The 18501-nt window shown below is 59.8% G+C and carries 17 protein-coding genes and 1 pseudogene; 12 read left to right on the top strand and 6 right to left on the bottom strand.

The genetic code is table 11. From position 1 onward, the window contains the following. Window positions 1–613 precede the first annotated feature (613 nt). Complete coding sequence (locus AC1MH0_RS22875) at window positions 614–781, top strand: hypothetical protein (RefSeq protein WP_480966356.1); 168 nt, start codon at window positions 614–616, stop codon at window positions 779–781. A 455-nt stretch (window positions 782–1236) separates the two neighbouring features. Further along, window positions 1237–1764 carry a DUF1996 domain-containing protein gene (locus AC1MH0_RS22870; protein WP_480966355.1) on the top strand — a complete coding sequence of 176 codons (528 nt, stop codon included), beginning with the start codon at window positions 1237–1239 and terminating at the stop codon, window positions 1762–1764. A gap of 123 nt (window positions 1765–1887) precedes the next feature. Here the strand turns inward: AC1MH0_RS22870 and AC1MH0_RS22865 are convergent. Next, window positions 1888–2037 (bottom strand): annotated as a pseudogene (locus AC1MH0_RS22865) (PEPxxWA-CTERM sorting domain-containing protein); the annotation flags it as partial. Between the two features lie 45 nt (window positions 2038–2082). After that, window positions 2083–2580 carry a hypothetical protein gene (locus tag AC1MH0_RS22860; RefSeq protein WP_480966354.1) on the bottom strand — a complete coding sequence of 166 codons (498 nt, stop codon included), beginning with the start codon at window positions 2578–2580 and terminating at the stop codon, window positions 2083–2085. A 1184-nt stretch (window positions 2581–3764) separates the two neighbouring features. Here AC1MH0_RS22860 and AC1MH0_RS22855 point away from each other — a divergent pair. From AC1MH0_RS22855 to AC1MH0_RS22810, 10 genes are all read left to right on the top strand, one after another. Beyond that, a complete protein-coding gene (locus tag AC1MH0_RS22855) occupies window positions 3765–4646 on the top strand; it encodes a replication initiator protein A (RefSeq protein WP_480966353.1) in 882 nt (293 codons plus the stop codon). A 588-nt stretch (window positions 4647–5234) separates the two neighbouring features. Continuing rightward, window positions 5235–6074, top strand: coding sequence for a helix-turn-helix domain-containing protein (locus AC1MH0_RS22850; protein WP_480966352.1), 840 nt, complete (start codon window positions 5235–5237; stop codon window positions 6072–6074). A 342-nt stretch (window positions 6075–6416) separates the two neighbouring features. Beyond that, a protein-coding gene (locus AC1MH0_RS22845; protein WP_480966351.1) for an IS3 family transposase occupies window positions 6417–7522 on the top strand; the annotation gives its coding sequence in 2 pieces (ribosomal slippage) (window positions 6417–6675 and window positions 6675–7522; 1107 coding nt in all). A 104-nt stretch (window positions 7523–7626) separates the two neighbouring features. Beyond that, window positions 7627–8145 (top strand): DUF2946 family protein, encoded by a 519-nt coding sequence (locus AC1MH0_RS22840; RefSeq protein WP_480966350.1) that lies wholly within the window; start codon window positions 7627–7629, stop codon window positions 8143–8145. An 80-nt stretch (window positions 8146–8225) separates the two neighbouring features. After that, on the top strand, window positions 8226–10598 hold the full coding sequence (locus tag AC1MH0_RS22835) for a TonB-dependent receptor (RefSeq protein ID WP_480966349.1): 2373 nt from the start codon (window positions 8226–8228) through the stop codon (window positions 10596–10598). Window positions 10599–10606: 8 nt separating this feature from the next. Beyond that, window positions 10607–11992, top strand: a complete 1386-nt coding sequence (locus tag AC1MH0_RS22830) for a PepSY-associated TM helix domain-containing protein (RefSeq protein ID WP_480966348.1) — start codon at window positions 10607–10609, stop codon at window positions 11990–11992. Window positions 11993–12252: 260 nt separating this feature from the next. Further along, a complete protein-coding gene (locus AC1MH0_RS22825) occupies window positions 12253–12432 on the top strand; it encodes a hypothetical protein (RefSeq protein WP_480966347.1) in 180 nt (59 codons plus the stop codon). Between the two features lie 189 nt (window positions 12433–12621). After that, entirely contained in the window at window positions 12622–12975 is a 354-nt protein-coding gene (locus AC1MH0_RS22820; RefSeq protein ID WP_480966346.1) for a hypothetical protein, read from the top strand. A gap of 142 nt (window positions 12976–13117) precedes the next feature. Further along, on the top strand, window positions 13118–13840 hold the full coding sequence (locus AC1MH0_RS22815; protein ID WP_480966345.1) for a Crp/Fnr family transcriptional regulator: 723 nt from the start codon (window positions 13118–13120) through the stop codon (window positions 13838–13840). 177 nt (window positions 13841–14017) lie between these two features. Continuing rightward, complete coding sequence (locus AC1MH0_RS22810) at window positions 14018–14335, top strand: hypothetical protein (RefSeq protein WP_480966344.1); 318 nt, start codon at window positions 14018–14020, stop codon at window positions 14333–14335. Window positions 14336–14503: 168 nt separating this feature from the next. On the opposite strand, the gene AC1MH0_RS22805 is transcribed toward AC1MH0_RS22810, so the two are convergent. The 4 genes from AC1MH0_RS22805 to AC1MH0_RS22790 all read right to left on the bottom strand — a co-directional run bounded on the left by AC1MH0_RS22805 (window position 14504) and on the right by AC1MH0_RS22790 (window position 18273). After that, window positions 14504–15313 carry an IS5 family transposase gene (locus AC1MH0_RS22805; RefSeq protein WP_480966343.1) on the bottom strand — a complete coding sequence of 270 codons (810 nt, stop codon included), beginning with the start codon at window positions 15311–15313 and terminating at the stop codon, window positions 14504–14506. Window positions 15314–15753: 440 nt separating this feature from the next. Next, a complete protein-coding gene (locus tag AC1MH0_RS22800; RefSeq protein WP_480966342.1) occupies window positions 15754–16032 on the bottom strand; it encodes a hypothetical protein in 279 nt (92 codons plus the stop codon). A gap of 27 nt (window positions 16033–16059) precedes the next feature. Continuing rightward, on the bottom strand, window positions 16060–16353 hold the full coding sequence (locus tag AC1MH0_RS22795) for a hypothetical protein (protein WP_480966341.1): 294 nt from the start codon (window positions 16351–16353) through the stop codon (window positions 16060–16062). Window positions 16354–16671: 318 nt separating this feature from the next. After that, a complete protein-coding gene (locus AC1MH0_RS22790) occupies window positions 16672–18273 on the bottom strand; it encodes a DUF1996 domain-containing protein (RefSeq protein WP_480966340.1) in 1602 nt (533 codons plus the stop codon). Window positions 18274–18501: the final 228 nt, after the last annotated feature.

Raw genomic sequence — 18501 nt, 5'->3', positions numbered from 1 at the left:
CGCCCAATCTGGGTAGGTTACGGGAACTTGCTGATCCTCTGGCGTGGAATGCATTGCGATCGCGCTTGGCCGCCGAAAGCCAGATATTCGCGGAATGTGCCCGTCGGCGGCCGACCTCGCTCGAGAGGCATTCCAACTTTTGGACCTCTCCAGCGAACCGATCCGCGGCATCAACATTCACAGCAAATGACGAAGGTCGAGACCATGGCGCGGGGAAGCAACGAACATGCAATTAGAGGCTGATGCATTTTGCGTATGTCGGGACCTGGAACTTTGGGCCTTGTCGCATCGCTGCAGGATGCCGGCATGGACGTGTGGACGCCGACAGAGCATATCAAGCGTCGGGTGCCACTGAGCAAAAGCACCGAGCATCGCATCGTGCCATTGGCGCCGACGTACGCGTTGAACGCTGCGCTCACCAAGTCGACCTGCAGCGCATCGAATAAATGGACGTGTCCCCCCCCATCCACACTTCTCGATCTTCTGGTACTAAGGCGGGACGGTCTACGTCCGCCATCGGAGCTATCGCCGCTGCGGGCCCAGCAGCAAGGGAGCTATCGCTCATCCCTGCCGGCTAGCGGGCGCGCGCGGGATAGGGCACGCGGGCGATGAGGTGACGTTCACGACTGGCTCGTTAACGGGCATCAAGGGGTTCGTCGACGCGAGCGTCGGCCTGACCACCACCGTTATTATCAGCCTGTTCGGTCGTGCGCAGCAAGTCAAGGTTGGGACTTTTACAGCTTCGTTCCCGCAAGGTACCTATGTGCGGGCAGCTGCTTGAGCAGCCCGCGACGAGCGTGACCTGCTGGCGACATCGCCTTACTGCCCTCGTCCCCAACGCAGAGGTCTGCATAGGGGGCTCGGGCGATTGTCCGACGGTATGGTAGATTTGCTGCCCGCTCGACCATAGTCGTCAGTTCGTAGGTTCTGCATTAGGTTCGTCTGGCCATCGCAGCCAGGTAAGAGCTTGACCTACAAGAGCAGCAGCCAAATGCTCCCGCCTGAGATCGAGAACTGAGAGCACGTCAGACAGTATCTTATCAATATCAGCGTTGTCATGGCATTCGCTCAAAGCGGCCTCCTTGCAACGTGGAAAGTGTTGAAGGGCTGTTGCCAGTTCGCCACGTTCGACTGACGACTCGGAGCTACCACGAAATTACTTTTTGAAAAAGATGTGTTCCTTCCAGCCACTTCGCGAGGGTGGCCTCAAACCGGTATGCATATCTGGAGGTGACCATGGCTGCACCGCGACTGCGCGTCGTTTCCGGCTTCGACATGAAACGCATGGGCGAGAAGCAGCCGGAAAACTTCACGTTCCACTTCCGCTGCATCCCCGCGGGCAGGCCGTCCGACCATCGCCTGCTGATCGGTGAGGTCATCGGCGACTGCGGCGGGGCAGGCCAGGTTATGGCAATGATCGGGTTTGGCAATTGCTGGACCGGCACGCTCGACAGCGCAGATCACCGCTCGCACCTTATCCACGGGGCCTACGGACAGATGACCGGGCAGCTGCGTTGTCCCGACAGCCACCCCTACCTGATCCCGGAGCTCACGCAGGGCGTCGTCTACACGATCGAGAAGAGCGACGGCAAGGTGTGGTTCTCGTCGGACCGGATGGCCGGCATGCGGATGCCGGGCCGCTTGACCTTCCACGCTGATTATATGGATGGCTGGGAGCCGAAGGCGCGCGAAACCTGGAACCGCGAATGCATCGCAAGCTACTCAACTGCTCTGACGGCGAACTCGGCGAGCGTACCATGCTAAAGCGTGGTACGCTCGACTATCACGCTTCGCGTTTGATGGTCGCACCGGCGCTTTAAGCCGCGAACATGACAAAGCCGCCACCCTCTAGCGAGGGGGCGGCCTGTCGTCAGTCTATTTGGTCGCTTACGAAGCCGCGATCGCGCGCACGTGGTTTGTGAAGTTCACTTCCGACACCTTGATCCGGCGACGCATAGCGAACCCGACGGCGCCCATGCCAAGGATCATCATCGCCCACGTCGCTGGCTCTGGAACTGCGCCGCCCGCTGCTGCGAACGTGGCAGTAAATGCAACGGAGGGTCCGAATTCTCCAATATAATCCTAGGTCGCCGCACCGCGGGGATCGCCAATATTGTTGAACACGAAATAGTTTGTGAACGCCCCGGTTTCTGCCGTCGGCATGGTCGTAGAGCCGCTGACGCCACTTACGCCGAAGGTGCTAAGATATGCGACATATTGCTGCCCTGCCGTCACCGACACGTTGGGTGTGAAGGTATATCCCTGCAGCCCGACCGAGCTTACGCTGGCGCTCTGGAAAAGGTTTGTAGGCGAACCAAAGCCTTCTGCGTAGCTGGCAGGGCCGTTCCATGTACCCACCCCTCCGAACAGTCGGCCCACAGCACCGTCGAGCGAAAGCGTGAACGAGGTGAGAAGGCCGGTGGTGGGAGCCGTGAAAACTTGGCCGTACGTCTGAGTGCTGTCAGGTCCAAAATTCCCGATGGAATCACCGTTAGGGCTCGTCGAAATTGTTTGTGCGCTGGCACGAAGAGCGATCAATGCGCTTGCCGCAAGCAGCGCTCCGAGTACAATCTTCTTCATAGGTATTTCCCTCTGTGCCACGCACAGGAGCGTCTGGAGGTGCTGTTAATCTCTCATTCATCAAATAGCGCAGTGTGATTCTAACAACATCCATCTCGCCTTGTATTGGTACGTTCACCAAGGTGGTAGTAGCGAATGCTATTACGCCGCGTGTACCGTCAGCTAAGTCGCAGCTTCTGCCTGCAGGGGCGACCCTGCTTTCCTGACGTCCAGCCGTAAAGCCAAACACGTCTTAGATTTGGAGCGAGCCATTCATCGTACGGGCAGTCGTCCTGTGTGCCGTCAGCCGTACGGCTGATGGTCAACCCCGCCTCGAAGCTTCGCTCCATCATGCGCTCGATGCCTTGCATGGCGACGTTTCATAGCTCACGACCCAACGCTTGCGTAAACTTGTATCAAGATCGCCATTTTTGCTGTCCACCGCCGCGATGAGGATCACGCACCTGAAAAGGGGAGTATCGATTGCAAGGCCTGACGGGGATTGGCCATCGTCTTGATGATCCGCGGAGCCTTCGGCACCGGGGGCTTCCGCCATACCGGCTCCGCAATCTGCTCAACGGTAATGGCCCCGTTCTCCTGAGCCCTTGCCCATCGAAAGCGGGATATTGGTGCAGCCGTTCAGAGCGGCGACCGGATGTGAGGTTGTGCAGGCTCGGATACCGGGCCGGTACTATGCGATCGAGCTCAGACCTTGGATGCCGAATGAGAAAGGATGTACACACGTGATAACCCCTTGACCCTAAAACCCTCATGTGAGGAGTTGGAGCCTCCGACAAACCCGGGGCAGTTCACTTCTTGCGCTTTCCACGATCATAGCCAGCTCGCTCACCGCTCTTAGGTCGAGCGTTCTCTAATGGTCAGCTTGAGGACTAGCTGGGACGCTCGAAGCGCCAGCTATCGTTGGCGGGATTGGATGCTAACGAGGGTTTTCCGTGTAATAGCACGAAGTTTCCCGCGTCGGTCGTCCGGCTCATGCAACCGCCAGCGTTTTCCTCGTGAAAGCACGTAGAATCACACGGTATTGCACGAAAATCGCGATGCTTTGGGATGATCGACCGTCCGTATGCGCCGAGCCTCGGCTAGCCCGCTAATGTTCGTGCTATCACACGGAAAACCCCCTTTTCCGTTGGACAAGAATGATGTGGCAACACAGGTTGCTCGCTGATCAAGGCGAGTTTGAGATCATGGGCGACGTTTCGGTGTTTCAAGGCGATCTGTTCTCGCTGCACAGTCCGCTGTACGGCGATGTGCAGGGTGAGCGCACAGTGGCCGAATTCCCGTTTTTTGCACTATCGAAAAAGGCCCATATGACACCAATGGTTTTCGAATCCGGCGAGGCCCGGATCGAGATCAATCCGAGCAAGACCGGTGTCGCGACGATCTACGACAAGGAAATCCTGCTCTATATCGCCAGCCTGATGGCAGAGCGGGCCGAAAAAGGAGAAAAAGCCGACCGGATCATGACGTTTACCGCCAATGATCTCTTCCGCGTTACGGGTACGAACTCGTCCGCGCGGTCATACACGTCGCTCAAGGCCTCGCTGAACAGGCTGCAGGGAACGCAGATCGTTACCAATATCGAAACCGGCGGCGAAGGATCAGATAGTTCTTTTTCCTGGCTGCTCAAGGCCGACATCAAGTACATCAAGACATCGACAGGCGAACGCCGCGTAAAATGGGTCGAAGTCATGGTATGTGACTGGTTGTATCGTGCCATCCTGACCGATCAACGCATCGCCGCCTATCATCACGACTTCTTCAAGCTTGGTCCTATCGAGCGGCGTTTGTATGAACTTGCCAAGTTTAACTGTAAGGACGACGGCTTCAAACTTGATATTGGCGAGTTGGCGGCGCGCGTAGGCTGCGCGTCCGACAGACGTGGCCTTGAATATTTCAAGAAGCAGCTCCGCGACGTATCCGAACAGGATAGTCTGCCCGAATATACGCTCGACGTGGTCGAAACGAAAATACCGTCGGGCCGCGGTGGCCGGCCGCGTTTGCACACGACTATTGGCTTTTGCTCCAAAAGGGATCTTGCGATCCTACAAGGTGGCACGGACATCTAATCCGTTGAAAGGGGCGCACGGGGTTTTCCGTGTAATAGCACGAACACGCAATCGTCGCTTTTTGACCCGCTTGGCTAACCTACCGGCCCACGATCGGGGTTTTCCGTGTGATAGCACGAACATTACCCGAGTTTTCCGTGCGAAAGCACGAATCTTGGCGCTTTGTCCCGCTCCCATAAACCGCAAGAATGACCGAACGATCATGCCTTTCGGATCCCGTTTCCTGACGGATTCAACGAACGGGGACATGGTCGTAACAATCATTGGCAAGCGGGGACAAGTGTCAGCGTTTTCTGAGCCGCATCACGCGCAGCGTTTGGCGCGAGGTGCATACGCGGTTCAGATCGGCACCCTGTCCTATTTTGCCCATGGCATCGATGACGAAGGAATGGCTGTGAGCGGATAAAAGGAAACCCGGCACGAAGGCCGGGCATCCCGAAAGCACATACTAGCTCGTGCCGGCAAGCACAAACGATCGTCTCAACAACGGTCTCTAGATATGCGCTTTTCAGAGTGAATTCAAGGATGCGCGTTTCGTGCCACGGCTAACTTTTGCCTGTTTCCGCCACCCTCGAAGGGGAACGGACGATGGGAACCACAACAATTGGCGACGCCGCGCTGAAGGCGTTCGGCTCGCTGACACGCGCGCGTGCGACGGGATGTATGACGGGGCGTTCCGGTGCACCGCACCGGACGGGCGCGCCTGTGCTGCGCGACAGCCTGGAGGCCGGCACCTTCGAAGAAGTGTTTTGGACAGCGCCGGCCAAGGGTGAGACTGACCGCTTGCTGCACGTCGCACGCAAGACCCTCGATTCGGCGCGACGCCTGCGCCGCGATGTGCGCTCGGGCGAGCGAACGTTGAGCGTCGTGGAAGAGGGTATCGCCAGGCTTACCGGCAGCGCCGTACGTGTCTTCGAAGAGATCCTCACGCTCGCTCGGTTGAACCGCGGCCGGGTCTATCCCTCGTACGATTATCTTGCAGCAGCGACAGGTCTCGGTCGCGCAACCGTCGGTCGTGCGCTTGCGATCCTCGAAGCGATCGGTTTCCTGGTACGGCAGCGGCGTTTTCACCGCGTGGAGAGCCAAGGCCCGGGGCCTAGGTACGAGCAGACATCTAACGCCTATCGGCCTTTGCTGCCCGGTAGCGTACGGTCCTATCTTCCACGCTGGATGCGTCCCGCGCCACTGCCGGACGATACCGTCCAGCATCACGCGGACCATATCCTAGAAACCAACGCGATGCTGGACACGCTATCCTGCCGAGATCTGGCACGCATGACCGTTAACGGGCCGCTGGGGAAGATCCTCGCCAAGCTTGGCGATGCGATCGACCGCATCGAGCGCGAAGCTCAAAACAATCCGCAAACACTAAAAGATACTATTAATCTAAGAAATGACGGTGCTGGCTTGGTCAGCCAACGCGAATAATCGCTGGAATTTGACACTACCCAGTCGAATTTTAAGACTGGAAAACACGCGGAAAACCCTAGACGCGTCGACGATGTCGACGCGAATGCTCCCTAATGAGACCATGCGGTTCTGCTGTCTAATCATCCAACCGAGTCTGTCATGGATGCCTGCCAAGAGAAACCGAACAAAGGTCAGTCGGTGAACTACGCTCAGACATTAAATCCTTTCAGGGCAGTGTCATATTTGGGATCGTCCTTGACGATAGCGCCTGGAGAATGACCTGCGCAAAGGCGTTCACTCGTGACCTGCTCCCCAGAATTCATGCCATTGGTAAGTTAGCTCGTCAGATGGAGACGAGTGATGCGGCGAGGCCGATTTACCGAGGATCAGTTCATTGGCGTGCTGCGCGAGCATGAGGCCGGCGTGAAGACCGCCGAGCTGTGCCGGAAACATGGGATCAGTGATGCGACGTTCTACAACTGGAAGGCGAAGTACGGCGGGATGACCGTGTCGGAGGCGGCGCGGTTGCGGGCGCTCGAGGACGAGAACCGCCGGCTGAAGAAGCTGCTGGCGAAGTCGATGCTCGACGTGTCGGCGCTGAAGGATCTGCTGGGAAAAAACTGACCCGATCTGGAGATCGCTACGCTGCGGTGGAGAAGCTGATGGCCGACCACAGCTTCTCCGAGCGTCGCGCCTGCAGGCTGATCGGGGTCAACCGGTCGGCGTGGCAATATGAGCCGCTTCGCGGGAAGGACGATGCTGTCCGCGAGCGGATGCGCGAGATCGCGAATGAACGTCGTCGCTTCGGCTATCGACGGCTGGCGATCCTGCTCAAGCGGGAGGGCAAGGGCATGAACCTGAAGAAGGTGTATCGGCTGTATCGCGAGGAGCGACTGACGGTGCGCAAGCGTGGCGGTCGCAAGCGCGCGCTGGGCACGCGGGCGCCGATGGCGATCCCGCAAGAACCCAACCAGCGCTGGTCGCTCGACTTCGTATCGGACTCGTTGGCCTGCGGCCGGCGGTTCCGCATGCTCAACGTCATCGACGACTACAGCCGCGATTGCCTGGGATGCATCGTCGACACCTCGCTGTCGGGTCGGCGGGTTGTTCGCGAGCTGAGCGTCATCGTCGAGCGTCGCGGGCTGCCGTGCATGGTGGTCAGCGACAACGGCACCGAACTGACCAGTCACGCCATCCTCGCCTGGTGTCAGGACACCGGGGTCGAGTGGCACTACATCGCCCCGGGGAAGCCGCAGCAGAATGGCTTTGTGGAATCGTTCAATGGTCGCTTGCGCGACGAGTGTCTGAACGAACACCTGTTCCCCTCGCTGGCCTCGGCGAGACGGATCATCGAGGCATGGCGGACGGACTACAACACCGTGCGTCCGCACAGCAGTCTTGGCGGGATGGCACCCGCCGAGTTTACGAACCGCCCCCCGCCAGGGGCATATGGACACCGAAGCTAAGTTATCAGCGGCCTGAAAACGGGGAGCACGTCAGCAGGACACACCGCCTTTATTCGAAATAGAGAGCGCCAAATCGGAAACATTCAACGGGCACCGCCTTTTCCGTGACATCAGATCGTACTCAGACCCGAAAAATCGATTTGTGGAAGGTTCGTTTTGGGGAGGATCAGCGCGGCAATGACAGCACCGTTCAGCTACGCTACCGGCGTCCCGTGTTGACCGTTCGTCGCCTGCTAGCGCAACGCTATTTTGCTGTGCTGGTGTGCGCGGCAGCGCTGCTGCTTAAGCTACTGGTACCGGCCGGGTACATGATCGGCAGCGAACACGGCCGGATCTCAATCGAGCTATGTTCCGGCGTCCCCCCTCAATCTATGACGAGGGCAATGCCAGGGATGCGCGGCGACATGCCCGATCACGGCAAGTCGCAGGACCACGATAAGGCTGAGATGCCGTGCGCTTTTGCTGGTCTGTCAGCAGCATCGCTTGGTGCGATCGATCCTATTCAGCTCGTCGCTCTGATCGCCTTCGTCATGGCGATCGGGCTGTCACAAGCCATCCAACCGACGACGGTCCGCCGCAGCTACCTGAGGCCTCCCCTTCGAGGTCCCCCGGCCGCCCTTTGACTGACTGATCGGCTGTTCCTTCAGGAGCCACCACGTCCACGGTTCGCGCGCAATCGCGGGGGCCGGTCAAAGGCCTATCCATGATCCGATTTCACTTGCTGGCGGGGGCGTGCCTGCCCTGCCTCCTGCTCGCCGTACCAGCATCCGCTCAGGATGACGCGGGACACATTACGAAGCCCGACACTACAGCCACCAATGCGCCGGGCATTGGACCGGCTGAAACCGGCGACATCACCGTAACCGCGTTGAAACGCCAGCAGGCGCTTCAGGACGTGCCCGCAAGCGTCACCATCCTTTCCGCCGACCTGCTTCGCCGCCTCAATGTGCAGGACTTTTCCCGCGTAGCGGACTCCGTGCCGGGCTTGGCCTTCGCGACCACCGGGCCCGGCAACTCGCAGTACATCATACGCGGGATCGGCGGGGTGGGGTTCGTCCAGTCGCCGACCACCGGCGTTTACCTCGACGAGACCCCGCTTCAGACCCGTGCACTCCGCGGCTTTTCGCAGCCCGACCCGCAGCTATTCGATGTCGCTCGGGTCGAAGTGCTGCGCGGACCGCAAGGCGTGTTGTTCGGATCGTCATCGATGGGCGGCCTGGTCCGCATCGTGAGTAACGAGCCGGATGCCACCAAGATCGCCGCACTGGGTCAGGCGAGCGTTTCGACCATCACCGATGGCGGCACAAGCTGGGACGCCAAGGCGATGCTCAATCTGCCGATCGTCGCCGATAGACTGGCGCTGCGCATATCGGGCGGGTTTGTCCGGCAGGGCGGCTCGATCGACGATCTGCGGCCCAGCACCGGCGACCTGACCGAGAATGCGGGAACGTCAGCGGTCCGCAAGGACGTCAACTGGACGCGTACCGGCACGGTTCGCGCTGCGCTGCGCTGGAATGCGACGCCGACCCTGACGATCACCCCGTCGTTGGTCTGGCAGGACGCGTACAGCAATGCGGACCGTCCCCATAGCGACGTGACCTTCGGCAAGCGCGCGCGGCTGAAGGCGCGATATGAGGATACATATGCCAAGGACGAGTTCGTCATCGGCTCGCTGCTGATCGAGAACCGGTTCGATGCATTCGGTGGCTTCATCCTGTCATCCAACTCGTCGTGGCTCGACCGGCGCAACCGCCTGTCGTTCGACGTCACCGCATTTGACTCTCCGATCGTCGAGGACATCGTCGGACCGGGTCCAGGCGGCAGGCTATTCCCAACGCCGCTCAAGGATTTCGGACGCACAAATCAGTTCACGCAGGAGGTGCGTGCGGTGTCCGATGGACCGGGGCGGCTGCAATATGTCTTCGGCGCGCTCTACCGCGACCTTCATCAGGACTCCGGCCGTACGATTACCGTCGCTGACCTGTTCGGGGTCACCGCGCCGCGACCGCTTGGTGCCAGCAGCCCGGCCGTCATCCAGGACACGACGGTGCGCTTCCGTGAGAGCGAGATCGCGGCGTTCGGCGAGCTGACCTATGCCGTTCTGGCGAAGGTGAAGGTCGCCGTGGGTGCCCGGGTCTTTGCTTATCGCCAGCGCGAAGCGAGCCGACGTTACGGGATCGGTGGCGTCGCAGGCGGCGATCTCGCCTACGATTATGACGAGCGCAATCGCGAGAACGGCGTCACACCGCGCTTCACGCTGAGCTATGAGCCAAGCCGGGCCGCGACGCTCTACGCCAGCTACTCGCAGGGCTTCCGGACGGGGGGCGTCAATGCGCCTGTGACGGATGATATCTGCTCTGCCGCGGAACGTCGCGCGGCAGGCATTCCCGATGTACCGCCGCCCTACGACAGCGATCGTACAGAAAATTACGAGATCGGCGCCAAGACCAGCCTTTGGGGTGGTCGTGTGCGGATCAACGGCGCTGCCTATGCGATCGACTGGAAGGACTATCAGCAGGCGTTCCAGACAGCGTGCGGGATCAACAACGCGACGACCATCTCCTTCACCGTCAACGCCGGCCGCGTTCGTAGCCATGGCGGCGAGCTTGAAGTTTCCGTGTCGCCGGTCCGGGGGCTCGATCTTCACGCGGGCGGATCGTTCACCGACGCGACCTACCGCAACGACGTGCCCAACCTGCTGCTGCCGGCAGGCTCGCGTGTGCTCGATGTGCCGCGCTGGCTGTGGAATGTGCGCGGCGAGTACGAGACCGTACTCACAGATGGACTGACCGGCACGTTGTTGGCCGCGGCGCACCACGTCGGCGGATCCGACAGCGGGTTCGGCGAAGGCGAGGTGCTGCCGCGTCCGGCCTACACGCTGATCGACGCCTCCGCCGGGGTGACGATGCGTGGCGGCTTGGGGGTCGACCTGTTCGTCACCAACCTGTTCGACGCCGTGCCGGTCTTCGGTCAGGAGTTCACGACGTCGCCCGGCAACACCACCGCAACCAGCTACTTTTCCTATCTCGTCGGCCCGCCGCAGACTATCGGGATACGTCTGACCCAGGCATTATGATGGCGGGCATGGACGCTTCAGCGATGAACACGAACCCACCCGCCGGCCCTCGGGAACCCGGCGCGCGGTGGTACAACGCGGTATGGCGCTGGCACTTCTATGCAGGGCTGTTCTGCATCCCATTCATTATCTGGTTGTCACTGACGGGCACGATCTATCTTTGGCGACCGCAGCTGGAAGCATTGTTGGACCGGCCCTACGACCATCTCCCCGTTGCCGGGCGGACCGTCTCACCCGACGCGCACGTGCGGGCGGCACTGGCTGCGGTCCCAGGATCGTCGCTGCATAAATACATACTCCCGGAACATCCGGGAAACGCCGTGCGTGTGATTGTCTCCGCTGATGGCGTTGATCACCGCGTCTATGTCGATCCGCACTCGCTTGCGGTGCTGAAGGTCATCGGCGAGGAAGACCGGCCGCTAAACGTGGTATCGCGCCTTCACGGCGAATTGCTCGCGGGGGTGTGGGGCAGCTACCTCGTCGAGATCGCCGCGTGCTGGGCGATCGTCATGCTCCTGACCGGGCTTTATCTATGGTGGCCGCGCAACAGGAAGGGCCTCGCGGGTATCCTCTACCCTCGCCTGGGGGGCGGACGACGCTTGTTCTGGCGTGATATCCACGCGACTGCCGGCATCTGGGTTTCGGTGTTCGCGCTCGGGCTGATCCTCACTGGCCTCCCTTGGGCAAATGCCTGGGGCAGCTATCTGGGGGAGGTCCGCACGCTCACGGGCACGACGCAGGGTCCCGTCGACTGGACGATCGGCGGCAAGGCGCCGACGGCGAAAGCGAACGCGATGCTTGGGGCTCACGCCGGGCATGACGGCATGGTCATGGCTGCCCCGCCGATCTCGCCCAGTGAGCTTGGGCGCGTGATCGCTACGGTCCGGCCGTTGCGGATTGTACCGCCCGTGCTGCTGTCTCCCCCCGCGCATGAAGGCGGGCCGTGGGCGGTGTCATCGGACGCAGCCGATCGCCCACTGCGATCGGACGCGCAGGTCGATGGTGTGACAGGTCGCCTTGTCGGCCGTGTCGCGTTCGCCGACCGCCATTGGATCGACCGGGTCATTGGCTACGGCATCGCGGCGCACGAGGGCGCACTGTTCGGCATCGCCAATCAGATCCTCGGCACGCTAACCGCGCTGCTGCTGTCCGTCTTGGCCTTTTCGGGCGGAGTCATGTGGTGGCGGAGGAGACCGACGGGTTTGCTGGGCGCACCATTGCCGCAGAACCGTCCGCGCTTTCGTATCGGGTTGGTGGCAGCGATCGTCGGGCTTGGGATCTACATGCCGCTGTTCGGCACGACACTCGTGATCGTCCTCGTAATCGAATGGGTTGTCCTGCGCCGCATTCCCGTGACGCGACACTGGCTTGGCCTAAGGCGTGCTCCAGCCTGAAGGTGCTCATCATTCCGGATATGCGCCGAATGCAGTTCGGGTGATGGCCATCTACAACCCAGCATCGTGCCTCTAACGAAGCCGTTCGCCATGGAAGCGTGGACTGCCAAGGTGGCAGAGCATGGCAGGTTGATAATGCCGGATTGATCTGCGTGGAGCGCGACACGGCTAAACTCGATCAGAGAAGCAGTATGACAGACGGTATATTCGTATTATCACAGTGACGTACGTAGTTAACGGGTCATACTAGTGGGGAAACGGTGGCGAAGACCGACGGCGAGTTTTATGCGATGAGAGCACAGCAGGAACTTGATATGGCGGCGTTGGCGACTGATCCCAGTGTGAAGAAGCTGCACCTGGACATGGCTGCCGAATATGCCACTTTGCGCGAGCGAGCAGATGGAGAGGTTCAAAATGCAAGAATCGGCACGAGTAAGTGAGTTAGAGGGGTTAGCACGAAGCTTGGACACCTTGATTACGTTTGCCGACAAGGACCGAAACTTCGTTCTTGCTGCCACCCTCGACACCGCACGGGTACTATTTCTCGAAAGATACGGCCAGCCTGCAGGGTGATTTGATCTACACATTATCTTTCGGAGAGAAAGACACTGCACAACCGGGATAGCCATGTGAGAAAAGATGACCGTGTGACTGCCACAGCAACCGCTAAATTAAAGTTAAGACGCATACGATCCAAGATGCTGCCGAAAGAGTTGTTCGCGGAGCCGGGTTGGGATTTGCTTTTGAAACTGTTCGTTGCTGATTACAATGGCCATCGCTTCACCGCACGCGACGTCAGCGACAGGGCCAACATACCCCCTACCGTGCTTTCCCGTTGGCTCATACATATTACCGAGATCGGCTTTATCGTTGGCGATGGCAACGGTAATCTTGACGACCTGCTGACGCTTTCGGGTAAGGCACTTGATAGTATCGAGTCCGTCATGAGCAAGGCCAATGAGTTACGGGAAGTTGTCAGCTAAACGACCGCCGCGCCTTCAAGAGACAAACCGAACCGTTAGTTATTTCCGCCCGTTGCGAAGCTGTGAAACAAAGTACAAGCATGAGCCTGATCCAAAAGCCACTCGCTTTGATCGCAGTATTTCGATGGTAGGAGCGAAAGGCATGATACCGTCTGAAGCGACAGTGCTGAAGCGCGGACCGCTTAGTCCCCTGATCGTCAAACTCGGACTACATGGTCAACTCAGCGACCACGACGTCGACACGATTGGGGATCTCAGATACACAGCGATCGAGTATCGACGTAACCAGCGAATAACGACGCTAAGCGTCATCCCGCCTTGTGTGTATGTCATGGTAAGTGGGCTCGCCTGTTTGTCAGTCCTCGCTAGTGACGGACGCCGGCAGATCACGAGATTTCTGCTGCCCGGTGACTTCTGCAATGTGTTCGATGCCGAACTGATAGGCTCAATCGAAGGTATCGACATCTTGGCGCCAACCCGCATGGCAGCAATTCCCGCCGGCGTGTTTCACCAGCTTGGGGCATCGCCGACAATGCATGACGTGCTGATGGCGCTAGTGATCAACGCTTCAGCCGCTGCCCGCAAAACGATCGGTAGTTTGGGACTAGGCAATGCTCGCGGCCGCATCGCATTTTTACTGTACGAATTCGCCCAAACGATGGTCGTCCGTGGGTTGATCGGAGCACCGACCGACCCGCTTCCGCTGAGGCAGGACCATATTGCGGACGCAACAGGTCTTACAAATGTTCATGTGAACAGGATGATCGCACAGTTACGCCGCGATCGAATTTTGTCGGGAAGCGGCACAGTTCTGGAAATTGCTGACATGACAGGACTGCGCTCCATAGCAGGCATCAGGTGGTAACTGTTGAAGATATCCTCCACAAGTATGGATAGCTGACCGTAATCGGTGACCCTCGGCATATCGAGCGTGTCTATTTACAGCAGTTCGAGCCAGGACCGGCATTGCAAATCGATCGATCCACTCTCGTGGATATGTTCCAGAACTAACGCGTTTTGAACATACCAAGGGGAGAGCATGATGACCGATACGTTCAAACCAACTGCGAAAATCGCCGCCAATGCAAAGAAGGGGCTAAAGTTGCGCGACGATTTCGGACGGGGCGGTACGGACGTCGGGGTTCGTCGTGCCGAGCAACTGGCAGCGCAGGACGATGTGACCGCCGAGGATGTGAAGTCGATGCATAGCTACTTCGCGCGTCACGAGGTCGATAAAGAAGGCAATACACATGAGTGGGGATCGGACACTGATCCTTCTGCCGGCTATATCGCCTGGCTTCTCTGGGGAGGCGATGAGGGCAAGGAATGGGCTGATCGACACGCCGAGAAGCTCGAATAGAGGGCTCTCGAACGGACAGCGATCACGATCGGCATTCGATCACGGTTCATCACCACTTTTAACGCGGAATGCCGGCCCGATGCCGTTGGCGCTCCTCACTCCTATAATTGATCGGCGCCTGTCAGATGTACGTTCTCCTGTTCGCTGCGGCCGCAGCCCTAGAGGCTGTTATGAACCTGCGGCGAAGGCAGCGGCTTGCTTCATCATGAGGCAAGCGAAGGCGACGACGTGAAGTCTTGCGAGTGTTTCAGCGTAGCGCTCGTAGTCTTTGACGAGGCGTCGAAAACGGGTCGCCCATGCGAATGACCGCTCGACAACCCAGCGTCGCGGCAAGAGGACGAAACCACGCTTGGCTTCGGGCAATTTGACGACCTCAAGTGTGATGCCGTGTTTGGCTGCGGCGTTGGCGGCTCGCTCGCCGGTATAACCCTGATCGACCCAGGCAAGTTCGACGGTGTCGTTGGTGACGGCCTGCACGGTACGCGCGAGCCGCTCTACCTCGCCGCGGTCTTCTGCGCTGGCCGGCGTGACATGAAGTGCCAGCAAGTGGCCCAGCGTATCGACGGCCATGTGGATCTTCGAGCCCTTCTTGCGCTTCCCACCGTCGTAGCCGGCACGCTCGCCGCTCTCCGTTGTGGAGCGCAGCGTTCGGCTGTCGATGATCGCGGCGGTCGGTTCGGCCTTGCGGCCTGCCGCCAGGCGCAACACCGCGCGCAGATCGTCGACCAGCGCCTCGAAGCATCCTGCCGCCAGCCAGCGCTGCGTCTGCTGGTACACCGCCGCCCAGGGCGGAAGGTCGTTCGGCATCCACCGCCACGGCGCACCCGTCTTCACGATGTAGCGAAGGCCGTTGAACACCTCGCGCAGGTCGTGCTCCCGCTGGCCGGCATCCTCGCGCTGCAACAGCAGGTACGGTGCGACCAGCGACCACTCCTCGGTGCTGACGTCAGACGGGTACGGCTTGCGGCAAATGCTCATCCGATACCGGATGAATCAGGCCCGCCTCCAAGTCCATAACAGCCTCTAGGCTTCGGCGTGCTTTCGTCCGTCATGGCAACCTCCAAATCTGGTAAGCAGCCAACGCGCGACGAGCGGAAAGCTCCGCAAAACAGATGAGGGGTTTATAAGTTGACCGACGCTGCCGTTGGCATAGCATCAATTTCGCCCATCAGGGGCAAGGAGATTGGCCACATGCGCACTATGCTGTTCGCTGCCGCCTCGCTGTCGTTGCTTATCGGCGCGCCGTCAATGGCTGCCCCATGCAAGGACGCCAAGGGCCGCTTCGCCAAGTGCCCGAAAGCGCCAACTAAGGCGGTTCGGTGCAAAGCCGCGAATGGCAAGTTCGCGAAGTGTGGCACGGCTGGCGCCAAGCCTATCTGAACAAACCGACGCGGGTCGATATGCCCGCGCCGGTTCGATTACTTCTTAATGGTGACCGGCGCCGCTACCGGGACAACGCCGGCGGGAACTATGACCATCGGCGCGGCTGTCCCAGAGAATGCAACCGACACATCCTCGTCGATGAAAGCGGTGACAGGCGTACCCAGCGGTATGTTCGCGCTGGTTCCAGTCATGAAGAACCCTGCGATCGGAATGATGACGAGCGACCCGACCACGGCCGAGGTTCCCGTGTTGCCCTTGTCGGCTAGTTGGCCGGATATCCGGATCTGTCGACCGTTTGCACGAACGTAGAGCACATGACCGTTGATACGGCCCGACTTGCCTCACATGCCGTTGTTACGGACCTCAGTGACTTCGCCGGTCGCAGGGCTGCCTGCCGGTATCACCACGTTGCCGTCGATCATCACGTTCTCAGCCGTCTCAAGCTGGAAACGCTGCCCGACCTCCAGTTTCTTGCCCAGCGTGGTCAGCGGTTCGCTCATCTTCAGCGGAACCGAGGTGCCAGCCCGCAACGTGCCAGAGGTCGTCGCTGTGGTGGTCACTGGCGCTGTCTGCGCCTGAACCGCAGGCGCCGACATGGTAAGCACGCACGCGAACGCGCCAACTGTAAATTTCATTTAGATAACCCCTCCTGATTCGGCCTCCCCAGGCCGAGAAACAAACCGAAGTCATTCTACCCAATCGGCTTCTTTCGCTTAGATATCGTCGAGGTTCAGAGTTTCTCTACGGCGGACGCCTATCGTAACTTTGCCGCGGCAGCTGCGGTGCCGGAAGCGGCGAGCTGGCTGCAGAGATGATCCTCGGCTTTGGCATTCTCGGCGGAGCGTTCGCTACCGCCGTCGGCGTGTGATCGCGCGGTCCGCGTGACGAAAGACTGTCGCCGGCTGCCATTGGGTCGCCGGCGACAGGTCATGACGTTCGCCTGTACGGGCGGATCAAGCGGGGGGATCGATTAGCCGCGGATTGGCATCCCACAAAAAGCCGTCGTACATCCGCAGTTGCTTGCCGTTGCCAAGGTCGCCGCCCGAACAGTTGAGCAGTTTGTCAATGCAGTTGCCGTTCCACATTTTCATGACGTCGTCGTCCCAAGCACCGAACCAGTCGGCATGCATCGTTGTGCCAGGACGCTTGGGCGCCATGCCAGCCATGACATCGGACGACAGGCGCCACGTCGTCTTGTTCGCGTTCCACTGACCCGAACGGTCCAGATCGGCGTCGGTCGTGTACCACGCACCCAGCGTGAACGCCGGGATGACATAGGGGTGCGTTTCCGGGCACTTCTCGTAACCCCATGAGCCATAGTCCGGGTAGGTCATGTGGCTGCGATGGTCAGCGGTGTCGAGGCTCTTGCCATCCCAGCATTCGGGACCGCTGATGACCACGCCCAGCCGGTTGCCAACAGGGCAGGCTTTGGCCGCCGAGACGATGTCGGGATAATGTCCCGGCGTACCGGTCGCTCCGTCGCAATTGTAGTAGAATGCGCTGCCGGGTACGTCCGTTGTCATATTGTAGCCGAATATGTAGCGCAGCCCCCGTGGCAGATCACGGCAGCCCTTAGTCGCCATCCGCATGCATTCAGGATCGTTGGCTGGCCGGCGCTTGTAATAGATCGTTACGTAATCGGGGCGCACTACCTTGCCCTTGCCGTTCATCATCGCCGGGATCCAATAGGCCGAGCGATTGAGAATGTTGTTGCAGGTACTCTCACCCGTCGTCCGTAGGCTAGCATAAGTAGAATTGGCGTTTGCCGCCGTGTTGCCGAAGAATTGATGGAGATGCGAGCGGCCCGCCTGCCCAGGGTAGACGATCGGATCGTCGGCAAGCACCTGACCGGGGTTGCAGATGAAGCGGAACGCGCCGATGACGTCGGGGGTATTGCTAGCCGGAATAGCCCCCGAGCCCCACGCCGGGACAAGATACTTGTTGACGTCGAAGTTACTGGGAATTGATGCGAGTTCAACCAAACTTGATCCTGCCGGTGCTGGCGTTGGTGTCGGAGCCGTAACGGTCGCCGTCAGGCGATAGGCGCAGGTCTTAGCGACGCCATAGACGGGATCACCGAACATCCCGCTGCTGCACGTTATCTTGTCGGTCACTTCCTTGTACGCGAAGACGTCGCGCGCGCCGTAGCGCACCTGCGTCGTGCCCGGCACGATGCAGGTCTGGTCCTCGTTCGCGCAGGTGATCCACTGCGCGGGCGTCGCTACCGTCGCATAGGAGCAGGATTTGACGACGCCGTACAAGGGATCGCCGAACAGCGCATTGCCGCAGACGAACTGGCCAGTGACCTCGCGGGTCACGACCTGGTCGCCCACGCCATAACGAACGAGCACGGTGCCCGAGACGTTGCACGTCTGTCCTTCCTGCGCACAATCCACCCAGTTGGGCGTAACGGTAGCGGACGAAGGCAGTTTTGCCGTCAGCGGCGCGGTGATGATCGTCACAGGCGGTATCGAAAAGGTGCCAGATGCAAAGTTGGCAGCGAATGCCACGCCTACACAAAGCAGCCCCGTGGCCGAGGCGATGATTTTTAGCACTGAAGCCCCCCAATGAGTACGGCGGAACGCCGTTATCGGACCACTCCGCGGCGGCATGTAGCCACGGATTTGTTCGCGGGAACAAAAGCACACCGCCGGTGTCTACACCGAGAACACTTTTGGTAAAACGCGGCGGTTACGGTATTAAATGAGGTGGCCCCCTAAAGGACCTGACAGGGCCCGCTCTTAGGTGTTTGATCCCACGGTTTGATGGTGCGATCCTTTCGT

The organism is Sphingomonas sp. AP28 (assembly GCF_056680455.1).
The sequence above is the reverse complement of the archived record's forward strand: the minus strand, read 5'-3'. Positions and strand labels throughout refer to the sequence as shown.